Genomic DNA, 12,806 nt, shown 5'->3' with positions numbered 1-12,806 from the left:
TGAACTGCCCGGTGGTATGGGCTACTTGGAAAAGCCGGCGGTGAGACCCGCGACGAGCTGGCGCCTGGCCAGAATGAACAGCGCGAGCATCGGCAGGGTGGAGAGCACCACGGCGGCCATCGTCGCCGGTACGTCGATGCCGAACTGGCCCCGGTAGAGGGTCAGCGCCAGCGGGAGTACGGCCTTGTCGCCGCTCTGGGTGAGGATCAGCGGGAAGAGGAAGCCGTTCCAGACCTGGAGCCCGTCGTACACGGCGACGGTCATCAGGGCCGGGCGGGCCAGCGGCGCGGCGAGCGAGAAGAGCATGCGCCAGTCGCCGGCGCCGTCGACGATCATCGCCTCGAAGAGCGAGCGGGGAACGTCGCGCAGAAAGCTCACCAGGATCATCACGGTGATCGGCAGCGCGAACGCCGCCGAGGGCAGCACGATCGCGAGCAGACTGTCGTACAGCCGCATCCTGATGATCAGCAGATAGACCGGGATGATCACCGCCTGGAGCGGGATCGCCAGGCCCAGCAGATACAGCCGGAAGGACACCCGGGAGAGACGGCTTCCGGCGCCCCGGACGATCGCGAAGGCGGCCATCAGGGCGACGGTCACGGTCAGGGCGACCGTCGCCACGGTCACGATCACGCTGTTGAGCAGGTAGGTCGTGAAGTCCCCGGCCAGGACGGTCCGGAAGTTGTCGAGCGTCGGGTGGCCGGGCAGGGCGAGCGGGCTGTCGGCGGTGAAGTCGGCGCGGGTGCGCAGACTGGTCACCACCAGCCAGTACACGGGTACGACGACGATCGCGGCCCAGAGGAGCGTGGTGCCGCCGGTGAGGGCACGGCGTACCGCGCCTACGGCTGTGCGGCGCCGGCGGGTGCCGGGACGCGGGGGTGGTGTCGGGTGTTCGCCGCCGGTGGCCGTACGGGGGTGGCGGGCCCGGGTGACGGTGGTGCTCACATGCCCTCCTGCTGGCTGTCCATCCGGGTGAAGCCGGACAGGCGGGTCATCAGCAGCGACAGGCCGAGGCCGAAGACCACCAGGAGCGTGGCGACTGCGCTGGCGCGGCCCATGTCGTGGGCCTGGAACCCGGTGATGTACATGGCGAGGGGAAGGACGCGGGTGGCGGTGCCCGGGCCGCCGGTGCCTCCCGACAGGACGAAGATCAGGTCGAAGTAGGTCAGCGAGCCGACCAGCATGAGGGTGCTGGAGGTGACCATCGTGTACTTCAGCTGCGGCAGGGTGATGTGCAGGAAGCGGGTCACGGGTCCGGCGCCGTCGAGGGCGGCGGCCTCGTAGAGGGCGGTCGGGATCTGCCGTATCCCGGCCTGGTAGAGCAGGGCGTGGAACGGCACGAACTGCCAGGCGATCACGAAGATCACCGTGTACAGGGCGAGGTCGGGCGAGCCCAGCAGCGGCTTCGCCAGCCAGTGCAGGCCGGGCGTGGCACCGATGCCGAAGGACGGGTCGAGGAGCGCCTGCCAGGTCAGGCCGATCGCCACCGCCGACAGCAGCAGCGGCAGGAAGAACAGCACGGCGAACAGGGCCCGCGCCCTGCCCCTCGGGGCCTGGAAGACCCCGAGGGCGAGCGCGATCGGCGTCTGGACCAGCCAGCTCACGGCCATCACCTTGACGGTGAGGCCGAGCGCCTGCCAGGTGGCACCGTCGGTCAGGACACCGCTCCAGTTGGCGAGGCCCGCCCAGCCGATGGAGCCCAGGCCGTCCCAGTGGGCCAGGCTGAGCGCCACGACCCCCACCAGGGGAACCAGCCCGAACAGGCCGAAGAGCAGCAGGGCGGGGGCGGCCATCAGGAGGCCGGAGCCTCCTGACCGGCGCGCGGGGGCGGTGAGCGTCACGACCCCGCCTTGCTCATGTTCGTACCGAACCCGGCGGGCGATATCTCGCGCAGGAACGATTTGTCGGTGTTGGTGAGCAGCGGGTCGGCCTGGTCGGACGGCAGGGCCTGGTCCCAGGAGAGCTGGAAGCCCGGCGCGTTCCGCACCAGGTCGTAGACGAAGGTCAGCCACTCCTTGTCGGTCGACGACTGCACCGCCGCCAGCTTCGACTCCAGGCCCTTCACCGGCGGCACACTGCCCGCCGCGAGATAGGCGTCGACCTGGGAGTCGTCGAGGACGTAGTCCTTGAAGTAGGTGAGCGCGGCGGACTTGTTCTTCGTCGACGAGTTCAGCGACAGGAAGTTCGAGGGGTTGCCGACGATGCTGCTCGCGTCACCGGCGCCGTCGGGCAGCGACGGGAACGCGGTGTAGCCGAGGTCGCTCTTCAGGAAGTCCGGCGCGGCCTTGGCGATGTTGGCGTACTCCCAGGTGCCCATCAGCTCCATCCCCGCCTTGCCCGTGTAGAGCAGGGCGGTGGAAGCCCCCTGGTCGTAGCTGACGGAGGAGGCGTTGTCCCCGAAGGCGCCGGCCTTCGCCAGCTCCTGGAGGCGCCGGTTGGCCTCGGTGACGGACGGGTCCTTCCACTTGGCCGCGTCCCCGGAGGCGATGTCCGTGAACACCTGGGAACCGCCCTCGCGGTCGAGCAGGTACTCCAGGTACATCAGCGTCGGCCACTTGGAGTTCGCGGCGAGGGAGAGAGGGACGACGTCCTTCGCCTTCAGCTTCTTCACGGCCGTCAGCAGGTCGTCGTACGTCTTCGGCGGCTCGACGCCCGCGTCGGCCAGCACCTTCTTGTTGTAGTAGAGGACGACCGGGGCGAGGCCGTTGGCGGGGACGCCGTAGACCTTGCCGTCGAAGGTGGCGCTCTGCATCACGCTCGGCGTGAAGCGGTCGGTGTCCGCGTTCGCCTGTGTCAGCGCGTCGACCTTGCCCGCCTTGACGTAGTCGTTCAGGGCGCCGCCGCCCCAGCTGAAGAAGATGTCCGGGGCCTGGTTCGCGCCGAAGGCGACGCGCAGCTTCTGCTTGTAGTCGTCGTTGGCGTAGAGCGAGAGGGTGATCTTCGCGTCCGGGTGGTCCTCGTTGTAGGCGTCGACGGAGTCCTTGAGGATCGTCTGGTCGTTGAGCGCCCACATCGTCAGGCCTTTCGCCGACGAGTTCCCGGACGATCCGGCCGGCCCCGAAGTCCCGCACGCGGCAAGGCCCATGGCCGCCGCGAGGGCGACCGCGGACGCGACGACGCGTCGAATTCTCGGGCTTTTGGCAATTCCGGGATTTCCGCTCGGCGGGACTCTCCGCATGGTGGTGCCTCTCTTCTTTCACATGCCGTCGGTGCGCCAGGCAGATCGGGAACGGTACGAAAGGCTTTCGGATTCCTCGCGGCCGACGGCCTGCCTGCTGGCCGGGACACTGGCACGGAATTCACATCCGGAACAAGGACCGGAAATGTCTCGGTTACGAAAGACTTTCGCAGGCCGTGCGCGAGCCCTGTCCGCGCTCCGTCCGTGCCCGGTGGACGGGCGGTCATGGAAGCGGTCCCTGCCCGACGCACTGCCGAGCTGGACGCGCCCATGCCAAAATGGTGCGCCCGGGCCCAGTGTGCGCACTGGTACGGGAGTTGGGCTCGGACCGGCACCCGGAGGTGGCAGTTTGGCGCGGCGCTCCAGTCGGGACGATCCACGTCACGCCGGCCGGGACGCACCGCCCGGCGAGCCGCAGCCTCGGCGGACACCGTCGTACGCCCCTCGCCCCGCCCCTGAATTCGTCGGCCGGGAGGCCGAACTCCTCGCCGTGTGCGAGGCGTTGGGGAACGGTCCTGCGCTCGTCGTGGTGGAGGGCGAGGCCGGCATCGGGAAGACACGGCTCGTGCGGGAGGCGGTCGCCCGGGCGGTGGGGCGTGAGGCGGCCGGACGTGAGGTGGCTGCCCGGGCGGTCGGGCGCGAGGCCGTGATCGCCACTTGTCCGCCGCTGCCCGAACCGTTCACCCTGGGCGCCGTCGTCGACGGCATCCGTCGCCGGGTCCCGTCCCCGCCCGCCGGCCTCGAACTCAGCCCGCTGGCCGGGGCGTTGCGGCCGCTGTTCCCCGACTGGGCCGACCGGCTGCCGCCACCGCTGGACGTGCTCGACGACCCCCATGAGACCCGGCACCGGATCCTCAGCGCGCTCACCGAGCTGCTGGGCCGCCTCGACATCGGCGTGCTGGTCGTGGAGGACGCACACTGGGCGGACACCGCGACCCTGGAGTGGCTGCTCACCCTCACCGCCGCCGGCCGGCCCGGCCTGTCGATCGTGGTCTCGTTCCGCCCGGACGAGGTGCCGGACGGCTCGCTCCTGACCCGGCTGACCTCCCGGGTGCCCTCGGACGTCACGCTCGTACGGCTGACACTGGGGCCGCTGGACCTGGCGGACACCCGCGAGCTGGTCGCGTCCATGTTCGACACCTCGGCGGTGTCCGCCGAGTTCGTGTCCTTCCTGCACCGGCACACCGACGGCATCCCGCTCGCCGTGGAGGAGTGCGTCCTCCTGCTGCGGGACCGCAAGGACATCGTCCACCGCGACGGCACCTGGATCCGCCGGGTGCTGACCGAACTACAGGTCCCGGCGACCCTCCGCGACTCGGTGCTGGAACGGGTCGAGCGGCTCGACGCCCCGGCGCGCAGGGTGCTGGAGGCCGCCGCCGTACTGGACGCGCCGTCCGAGGAGCCGCTGCTCAGCGCGGTCGCGGACCTGGCCCCCGAGGCCGGCCGCGCCGGGCTGGCGGCGGCGCTCGGCTCGGGGCTGCTGCGGGAGGAGACACCCGGCGCGTACGCCTACCGGCACGCCCTGGACTGCCTGGCCGTGCGCGGGGCGATCCCCGCGCCGGACCGGCGTCGGCTGCACGGCAGGGCCGCGGCGGGCCTGCGCGGGCTGCGGCCCGAGCCCGTCGCACGGCTGGCCTGGCACTGCCGCGAGGCGGGCGACATCGCCGGGTGGTGCCGGTACGGGGAGGCCAGCGCCGACGTCGCCCTGGAGTCCGGCGACGACCGTGCCGCGGTCGTGACCCTGCTCGGGCTGCTCACCTCGGCGGACCTCGCGACGGCCGACCGGTCACGCCTCGCCCGCAAGATGGGCGGCGCGGCCGTCTTCGGCGCGCGCGACGTCAGCGATCTCTCGCGGGCCGTCCTGGACGCCGTACGGAAGCTCCTGTCGTACGAGGATCTGCCGCGCCAGGAGCGCGGTGAGACCAAGCTGCTGCTCGGCCGGCTGCTGCGGGACGCCGGTCAGGAGTCCGCGGCGTTCGACGAGATCGAGGACGGTGTCGCCCATCTGGGGGACCGGCCCGAACTGGCCGCGACGGCGATGTCCGTCCTGGCCATGCCGCTGGTGCCGGAGTGGCCGGCGGCACGGCACCGCGGGTGGCTCGCGCGTGCGACGGAGCTGCTGCCACGGATCGAGTCGCCGTCCGACCGGCTCCGGGTGACGACGAACTGTGCCTCGGCCCTGCTCCTGCTCGGCGAGGAGGAGGGCTGGCGGGCGGCCGACGAGATCCAGCGGGCCGCCGCCGACGCGCCCCCGGCGGAGCGCGGACTGCTCGCCCGGTTCCTGTTCAACGCCGGTCAGACGGCGGTCGTCCGGGGCGACTATGCCGGGGCCCGGTCCCGGCTGACGGCGGCGACGGAACTCGCGGAGTCCATCCGGAACCGGCGGCTGGTGAGCATGGTCCGGGTCCCGTTCGCGTATCTGGACTGGTGCACCGGCGCGTGGGCGGGCCTGGACGGGACCGTCGCCGCGCTGGCCGCCGACCGGGACGTCAACCCCTACGGCTCGCGGCTGGCCCGGCAGATCCAGGCGGTGCTGGCACTCGCCCAGGGCGGCGGCGCGGCGGCCCGGGGCGGATTGCGGAAGGTCGTCGACGAACTCGCCGAGGGCGGTCTGTGCGAACCCGAGGCCGGGCTCTCCGCGGCGGCACTCGCCCGGTCGCACCTGGCCGACGGCGACTGGGCCGCGGCCCTCGAAGTCACCGGCCGGATACTGGAGTTGATCGAACGCAAGGACGTCTGGCTGTGGGCCACCGACATCCTCCCGGCCCACCTCGACGCCCTGACCGGAGCCGGCCGCGTCGACCGCGCCGGCGAACTGCTGCGGCGGTACGCCGACGGTACCGAGGGCCGCAACGCGCCCGCGGCCGTCGCAGCCCTGTCGTTCGGCCGCGCGATCCTGGCCGAGGCCCACGGCGAACCGGCCCCGGCCGCCGAGGAGTTCGCGACGGCGGCCTCGGCGTGGGCCGCCCTGCCGCGCCCGTACGACGAGTTGCTCGCCCTCGAACGGAGGGGCCGCTGTCTGCTCCGGCACGGTGACACCGGGCAGGCGCTCGCGCAGCTGGGCACTGTGCAGGAGCGGCTGTGGACGCTGGGCGCGCGCACGGACGCGGACCGCGTCGCCCAACTCCTGCGCGGGCACGGGGTGGAGGTGGCCCGTGCCTGGCGCAGAGGGCCGCGCGGCTACGGCCCACGGCTCTCCCCACGGGAGCGGCAGGTCGTCGCCCTGGTCGCGCAGGGGATGACCAACAGGGAGGCGGCGCAGGCGTTGTTCGTCTCGCCCAAGACGGTGTCCACCCAACTCAGCGCCGCCATGCGCAAGTTGGGGGTGTCGTCGCGAGCGGCCGTTGTTCGGGCGGCGGTTGAGGCCGGGGTGCTGCCGCTGGAGTCCGAGGACTCGGCGCCCCACGGCTAATTTTTCGGGCACCTGACTGATCGCCGTGCGGCCTGCCGCGTACGAGGCTGGTGTGTCATGCGAGTCGACCCGCGGGAGCCACCGCACGCCGAGGAACAGAGCGAGCAGAACGCGGAGAACACGCCCGAGCGGCTCTGCGCCCAGGACTCCTCCGGCGAGGAGGAACCCCTCCCCGAGAGCTGCGACGACGACCGGTTCGAACCCCTCTGAGCCACCGTCCTCCCCCCACCTTCGGCACTGCCGACGCTTCGGAAAGGAACCCCTTGATACCCCCCACCCCCGATCACGGCCACGGCCGGCGCCCCGGATTCCCCCGCCCGGCCATCGCCCTCACCGCCTCGGTCCTGGCCGCCGCCCTGACCGCCGCGGCCCTCGCCGCCTCACCTCCCGCCGGCGCCTCGGACACCGTGCCGGAGACCGCCGACGGACAGACGTCGGTCACCCTGATCACCGGTGACGTCGTCCAGGTCACCGAACTCGGCGGTGGTCGGCGCTCGGTGCAGGTGGAGGCCGGGGAAGGCCGTTCGGACATCGTCTTCTACCAGCGGGAGGAGGCCGGGAGCTTCAGCGTCATCCCGTCGGACGCGCTGGGCCTGGTCACCGACGGCACTCTCGACGCCCGGCTGTTCGACATCACCGCCCTGACCCGGAACGGCTACGCCGACCGCGACACGCTGCCGCTGATCGTCCAGCACACCGGGGACCGTACGCCCTCGGTACTCGCCCGCGCGGACGGTGCCACCGGCGAGAAGAGGCTGAAGAGCATCGACGCGACCGCCGTCGAGGAACTGCCCGACGTTGCGGGCGAGTTCTGGGCGGACATCGTCCGCGAACCGACGTCCGCGTCCGTGTCCGTGTCCGCCTCCGCGATGAAGCTGGAGTCCGGCCTGTCCAAGGTGTGGCTGGACGCCCCGGTGGACACCCGCGACGACATCGGCAACGTCCAGATCGGCGTCCCGGCGGCCCGCGCGGCCGGTTACACCGGTGAGGGCGTCAAGGTCGCCGTGCTCGACACCGGATGGAAGCACGACCACCCCGACCTGCTGGGCAAGGTGATCACGGAGCACAACTTCGTCAACGGCACCGACAACGCCGAGGACGACAACGGCCACGGCACCCATGTGGCCGGCATCGTCGCCGGGAGCGGAGCGGCCTCGGGCGGCCGGTACGAGGGGGTGGCGCCCGGCGCCGATCTGCTGATCGGCAAGGTCATGGACGCCGGCGGTTCAGGCTTCAGCTCCGACATCATCGCGGGCATGGAGTGGGCGGTGGCGCAGGGCGCCGACGTCGTCAACATGAGCCTCGGCTCACGGCTGCCGAGCGATGGCACGGACCCACTGTCCCAGGCGGTGAACTCCCTCTCCGCACAAGGGGATTCGCTGTTCGTGGTCGCCGCCGGGAACTCCGGTCCCGGTACGACCACCATCGGCGCACCGGCCGCCGCCGACGCCGCTCTCACCGTCGGCGCGGTGGACTCCACGGGCGCGATCGCGTCCTTCTCCAGCCGGGGCCCCCGGCTCGGCGACGGTGCCATCAAGCCCGACATCACCGCCCCCGGTGTGGCGGTCGTCGCGCCCCGCGCCAAGGGCACGCCCATCGGTGACATCGACCCGACAGGCCCGCAGGGCCCGATCGACGACAACTACACCGCGCTGTCGGGCACTTCGATGGCGACCCCGGCGGCGGCGGGCGCCGTGGCACTGCTCGCCCAGGCGCACCCGGACTGGGGCGGCCGGCGGCTCAAGGACGGGATCAGGTCCACGGCGAATCCGCAGCCGGAGCAGAGCGTCCACGTCCAGGGCAACGGACTCGTCGACGTGGCCAGGGGCACCAGCAGGACGGTGACCGCGTCCCCGGCCGGCCTGAACACGGGCCCGTTCACCTGGCCGCACACCGCGAACCCGGCCGAGACCAAGGCCATCACCTACCGCAACGACACCGACGCGCCGGTCACCCTGACGATCACTCCGTCACCGGACGGAGCGACACCGCCCGAGGGCACCCTGAGCCTCTCCGCCACCGAGGTCACCGTGCCGGCCCACGGCGAGTCCACGGTGGACGTGACGATCGACCCCTCGGCGGGCATCCCGTCGACCGGCGCCTCGTACGCCTGGCGGCTGGTGGCGGCGACGGCCGACGGCGCCACCCGCGTCCAGACGACGGTCGGCGCGCGGTTCGAGGAGGAGAGCTACGACCTCGACCTCACCGCCCTCGACCGCAACGGCAGCACACCCCTGTCGCCGTACTCGGCCACGATCGCCGTCGACCGGCTCGACCGCACCGGCGCCTCGGTCTTCGCGTCGATCAACACGGTCCGACCCGAGGCACACCTCAGGCTGCCCAAGGGCCGGTACGGTCTCACCGCCCTCATCAACACCGTGGACCCCGAGACGAAGAGGCCCACCGACCTCACCCTGGAGAGCAGGCCTGGGATCGCGCTCGACCGGAACACCTCGATCGAACTCGACGCCCGCAAGGGCAGGCCGGCGTCCGTCGGTGTCCCGGACGACACGGTCGCGCCCTGGTTCCGTGAGTTCGGCGCCCAGCACACCTCCGTCGACCCCACCGGCACCCGGGAGACCTCGGGGTTCGGCGTCTTCACCCCGTACTACTCGACGACGGCACTGTCCGCCGTACCGACCCCGCCCGCGGACCGGGACGGCACCTACCGCTACTTCTACCGCTCCACCCTGGCGGCACCGGCGGAGCCCGGCGCGCTGATCGGCGGTCCGGTCTACGCGCTGGTGGAGGAGAAGAAGGGCGGAATCCCGGGCCGCCTCTCCTACGACGTCCCGCTCCGGCGACTGGCCAAGGTGGAGGCCTCGTACGGCAAGCGTGACGGTTCGCGTGCCGGAGGAGCCCGGATCGTCTCGGGCTTCGTGGGCGGCCAGACCAGCCTGATCTCGGTCGTACGCAACGCTCCGCTCGCCGCCACGCGGGTGGAGTACTACAGCGCGGATCCGGATGTCACCTGGACCGGAGTCCTCGGGCAGTACATGACCCCGGACGACGGCTCCTACTACTCGCTCGGGCGGCAGCACTCCGACCCGCGTACCTACAAGCCGGGTACGACCACGAAGGAGACCTGGAACCGACCGGTGGTCGGTCCGGCGCTGCCCTCGAACGGGCAGTTCCTGACCCGCACCGGAAACCGCGTCGCACCGGCGTTCTCCCTCTGGGGGGACTCGGATCCGAGCCACTACAACTGGAACGACCGCGCGTTCAGCCAGGGCGTGGCGACCCTCTACCGGGACGGCACCGAGGTGGGCAGGCTGAACCGCCCCTGGCCGGACGAGGAGAACTTCGACAACTTCACCAACTTCTGGACCGTGCCGTCCGAAGCCGCCGACTACCGGCTCGACGTCACCGGGACCCGCAGCACCAGTTGGCACGGCCAGCGCTCGCAGCGCATCGAGGCGAGCTGGACGTTCCGGTCGGCGGCCACCGACGCGACCGCCCCGCTGCCGCTGACCGTGCTGCGCTTCCAGCCGCCGACCGACCCGAACGGCATCGCCCCGGCGGACACGGAGTTCACGATCCCGTTCACCGTGCAGCAGCAGGGGCCCCGCCGCCACCGAGGCCTCGACACGGTGAAGGTCGAGGTGTCGTACGACGACGGCGCGACCTGGACGACCGTCCCCACCCGGGTCAGGGGCACCACCGGGCGGGCCGTACTGACCCACCCGGCGGCCTCCGCCACCAGCGGCTGGGTGACCCTGCGCGCCGGCGGTGAGGACCGCTCGGGCAACACGTTCAGCGAGACGATCACTCGGGCGTACCCCATCGGCTGAGGTACGGAGGTGCGGAGGTACGGAGGTACTGAGATCGGCCTGGGGGTCGGGTTCCTACCCGGCCCCCAGGTGGTCTTCACGGCCCACTTCCCGTACCGGCAGGACGATCGCCGAGGGGTGTGCGGGGTCGTGGAAGACCTGCTGGTCGGCGGCGCGCAGGGTGGTGGCGGTGGCGCGGGGTTCGCCGGTGCCGGGGTTGCGGTTGTAGCGGGGGAAGGCGCCGCTGGAGATCTGGACGCGGATGCGGTGGCCGCGCTTGAAGCGGTAAGCCGTCGGCCACAGCCGTACGTCCGCCCTCGACGCCTGGTCAGTGTCGGCGTCGGTGAGGCCGGTCAGGCCGTCGCACACATTGGTGGACCGTCCCCGCCCGTCGACGTCGCAGAGGCGGACGAAGACATCGGCGTACGGCAGGCCGGAGCGGAACCAGATCTCGGCGGCGACCTCGCCGATCACCTCGACGTCGTTGTCCAGTACGGGAGTTGTGTAGGTGACGACGTCGGGGCGGGCTTCGAGCGCGGTGTTGTCCGCGCGGCCCGATCGCACCCCGACGGCCATACGGACGCCGCCGACGGCCGGGGTGGGATCGGCCGGGTCGTAGCGGTAGCCGTCGGGGGCCGATTCGGTGGGCGCCTCGGTGGAGAGGCCGCCGTCCGGCTGGAGGTGGAAACGGCGCGGTTCGTAGCCGGGCGGCGGCCAGGACGGGAACTCGCGCCACTTCTCCTCGCCCATGACGAACAGGCGGACCGGCGCCCGGTCGGCGGGCTGTCGGCCGTGGGCGTGGGCCAGTCCGAAGTCGAGGGCCTCGGCTGCCGCCGCCTGCCCCACGCCCAGGGAGATGTGCGCCCAGGGGCCGACGGTGAGCCGGGCGGTCCGTCCGGCTTCCTGAAGGGTGCGGAAGTCGCGGATCTGGCCGGGCAGGAAGATGTCGAACCAGCCGCCGACCGTACTGACCGGAACCGTGATGTCGGCGACCCGTCGGCTGTGGTCGAGGACCTGCCAGAACGGTGAGTCGGCGTCATGGGCGAGGACGTCCTGGAAGTAGGGGGAACGGCGGCCGGTCGCCGCGGTGTCCGCCCGGCCGAGGGGCAGGGTGTACCAGGCGCGCCGCTCCTTCCGTAGCCGCAGCAGTTGGTGCAGCAGCGCGAACCGGCGCTCCTGGCCGGCGACTTGGAGGCCCCAGCCGAGCGTGGCCTCCAGTGAGAAGGACTCGGTGCGCAGGAACTCCAGGGTGAACGCGGACTCCGACACCGACGGGATCATGGCCTTGACCTGAGGGGGTACGGCGTCGGCCACCGCCCACTGGGCGAAGCCGAGGTAGCTGCCGCCGTACAGCACGACCGCCTCGCCGCACCAGGGCTGCTCGACCAGCCAGCCCAGTGTGTCCAGGCCGTCCTCGCGCTCGCACCGCAGCGGGTCGAAGCCGCCGCCGGAGCCGAAGGTGCCGCGGGTGCTCTGGACGAGCACCTGGAAGCCGCGCTCGGCCAGCGGCCTGACCAGCTGCGCCGCGATCATGCCCGACCGGCCGTACGGGATACGGACGAGCGCGGTCGGCAGGCCCTGGCCGCCGGATTTCGGGACCCAGCGGTCGGCCAGCAGTTCGGCTCCGTCACGCAGGGGGACACGCAGATCGCGTTCGACGGTCAGATCCCTGGTCAGGGGCGGGGGCAGGCGCAGCATGCGCTGGACGAGGCGGCTGCTGAGCCGGGTCATTCGGGACCTCCGAAGGGTGCGGTACGGCCTCTGCCGGTGAACACCGGGGCGAGCCGGAGCAGGCGCCGCGCCAGCTCCTCGGGGTCGAGCGGGTCGAGGGGATCGGCGCCGTCGATCAGCCAGTCGTTGACCACCGCACCGGTGCCGCCCGCGACGAACGCCCCCAGATCACGCGCGACCTGCTCGTCCAGCTCACCGAACAGCTCCCGCACGGTCTTCGCGTTGGCGGCGCCGAACAGGCCGTTCAGCGTCCTGGTCATGGCGAACGCGCACGAACCGGTGAGCATCGCGCGGTAGAAGGACCGGTGCGCCGCGAAGTGCCGCGCCATCGCCAGCACTCCCGAGAAGGCGTCACTGTCACCGTCGTCTTCGGCCTTGGCCTCGGCCTCGGCGAGGAGTTCCCGCCGGACCAGGTCGGCGGCTGCCTCCACGAGCAGTACGTCCCGGTCGCCGAACTGCAGATAGAGCACCTGCCGACTGACGTCCGCGGCCTCGGTGAGATCGGTGACCGGGACGGCGGTGGTGCCACGCTCGGACACCAGCCGTACGGCGGCTGCCATCAGGGCGGCGCGAGAGCGAAGCGCACGGCGGTCCTGACTGCGGGGCGGGGCGGTGAGGTCGGGCTGCATACCACGATGATATACAGGTGTTAATTAGTGTGCGAGTGTTGAACAGCTGCCTTCCGGCCCGAGTGGCACGCCATGCGTGGGCGTGG

Annotated in this window: 8 protein-coding genes; 3 read left to right on the top strand and 5 right to left on the bottom strand. The window is 71.8% G+C overall.

The genetic code is table 11. The features are described 5' to 3' along the window. Nucleotides 1-21 precede the first annotated feature (21 nt). Genes ACFYXF_RS41910 through ACFYXF_RS41900 form a run of 3 tightly spaced genes read right to left on the bottom strand, consistent with a single transcriptional unit; the run spans nt 22 to nt 3,013 of the window. Complete coding sequence (locus tag ACFYXF_RS41910) at nt 22-945, bottom strand: carbohydrate ABC transporter permease (RefSeq protein WP_389357718.1); 924 nt, start codon at nt 943-945, stop codon at nt 22-24. Then, on the bottom strand, nt 942-1,793 hold the full coding sequence (locus tag ACFYXF_RS41905; protein WP_389357848.1) for a carbohydrate ABC transporter permease: 852 nt from the start codon (nt 1,791-1,793) through the stop codon (nt 942-944). The genes ACFYXF_RS41910 and ACFYXF_RS41905 overlap by 4 nt, the downstream gene beginning before the upstream one ends. 44 nt (nt 1,794-1,837) lie before the next feature. Continuing rightward, nucleotides 1,838-3,013: an extracellular solute-binding protein gene (locus ACFYXF_RS41900; RefSeq protein WP_389357716.1), complete on the bottom strand. Its 1,176-nt coding sequence runs from the start codon at nt 3,011-3,013 to the stop codon at nt 1,838-1,840. Nucleotides 3,014-3,527: 514 nt separating this feature from the next. Here ACFYXF_RS41900 and ACFYXF_RS41895 point away from each other — a divergent pair. Genes ACFYXF_RS41895 through ACFYXF_RS41885 form a run of 3 tightly spaced genes read left to right on the top strand, consistent with a single transcriptional unit; the run spans nt 3,528 to nt 10,381 of the window. Continuing rightward, on the top strand, nt 3,528-6,590 hold the full coding sequence (locus ACFYXF_RS41895) for a LuxR C-terminal-related transcriptional regulator (protein WP_389357714.1): 3,063 nt from the start codon (nt 3,528-3,530) through the stop codon (nt 6,588-6,590). A gap of 57 nt (nt 6,591-6,647) precedes the next feature. Further along, nucleotides 6,648-6,800: a hypothetical protein gene (locus ACFYXF_RS41890; protein ID WP_389357712.1), complete on the top strand. Its 153-nt coding sequence runs from the start codon at nt 6,648-6,650 to the stop codon at nt 6,798-6,800. Nucleotides 6,801-6,853: 53 nt separating this feature from the next. Next, a complete protein-coding gene (locus ACFYXF_RS41885) occupies nt 6,854-10,381 on the top strand; it encodes a S8 family serine peptidase (protein ID WP_389357710.1) in 3,528 nt (1,175 codons plus the stop codon). 54 nt (nt 10,382-10,435) lie between these two features. Here the strand turns inward: ACFYXF_RS41885 and ACFYXF_RS41880 are convergent, their stop codons facing one another. Together ACFYXF_RS41880 and ACFYXF_RS41875 are read right to left on the bottom strand one after the other, a co-directional pair. Further along, a complete protein-coding gene (locus tag ACFYXF_RS41880) occupies nt 10,436-12,091 on the bottom strand; it encodes a CocE/NonD family hydrolase (protein ID WP_389357708.1) in 1,656 nt (551 codons plus the stop codon). Then, nucleotides 12,088-12,720 (bottom strand): TetR/AcrR family transcriptional regulator, encoded by a 633-nt coding sequence (locus tag ACFYXF_RS41875; RefSeq protein WP_389357706.1) that lies wholly within the window; start codon nt 12,718-12,720, stop codon nt 12,088-12,090. Before ACFYXF_RS41875 ends, ACFYXF_RS41880 begins: the two co-directional genes overlap by 4 nt. Between the last annotated feature and the right edge of the window lie 86 nt (nt 12,721-12,806).

The organism is Streptomyces sp. NPDC002680, assembly GCF_042889145.1.
GTDB lineage: Bacteria > Actinomycetota > Actinomycetes > Streptomycetales > Streptomycetaceae > Streptomyces > Streptomyces adonidis.
Note: the sequence above shows the minus strand (reverse complement) of the source record. Positions and strands in the feature narration are given on the sequence as shown.

What these genes read in the sequence shown, in the direction of transcription:
- ACFYXF_RS41905 (WP_389357848.1), bottom strand. Translation starts at nt 1,793, where the DNA reads ATGGCCGCCCCCGCCCTGCTGCTCTTCGGCCTGTTCGGGCTGGTTCCC.
- ACFYXF_RS41900 (WP_389357716.1), bottom strand. Translation starts at nt 3,013, where the DNA reads ATGTGGGCGCTCAACGACCAGACGATCCTCAAGGACTCCGTCGACGCC.
- ACFYXF_RS41890 (WP_389357712.1), top strand. Translation starts at nt 6,648, where the DNA reads ATGCGAGTCGACCCGCGGGAGCCACCGCACGCCGAGGAACAGAGCGAG.
- ACFYXF_RS41880 (WP_389357708.1), bottom strand. Translation starts at nt 12,091, where the DNA reads ATGACCCGGCTCAGCAGCCGCCTCGTCCAGCGCATGCTGCGCCTGCCC.
- ACFYXF_RS41875 (WP_389357706.1), bottom strand. Translation starts at nt 12,720, where the DNA reads ATGCAGCCCGACCTCACCGCCCCGCCCCGCAGTCAGGACCGCCGTGCG.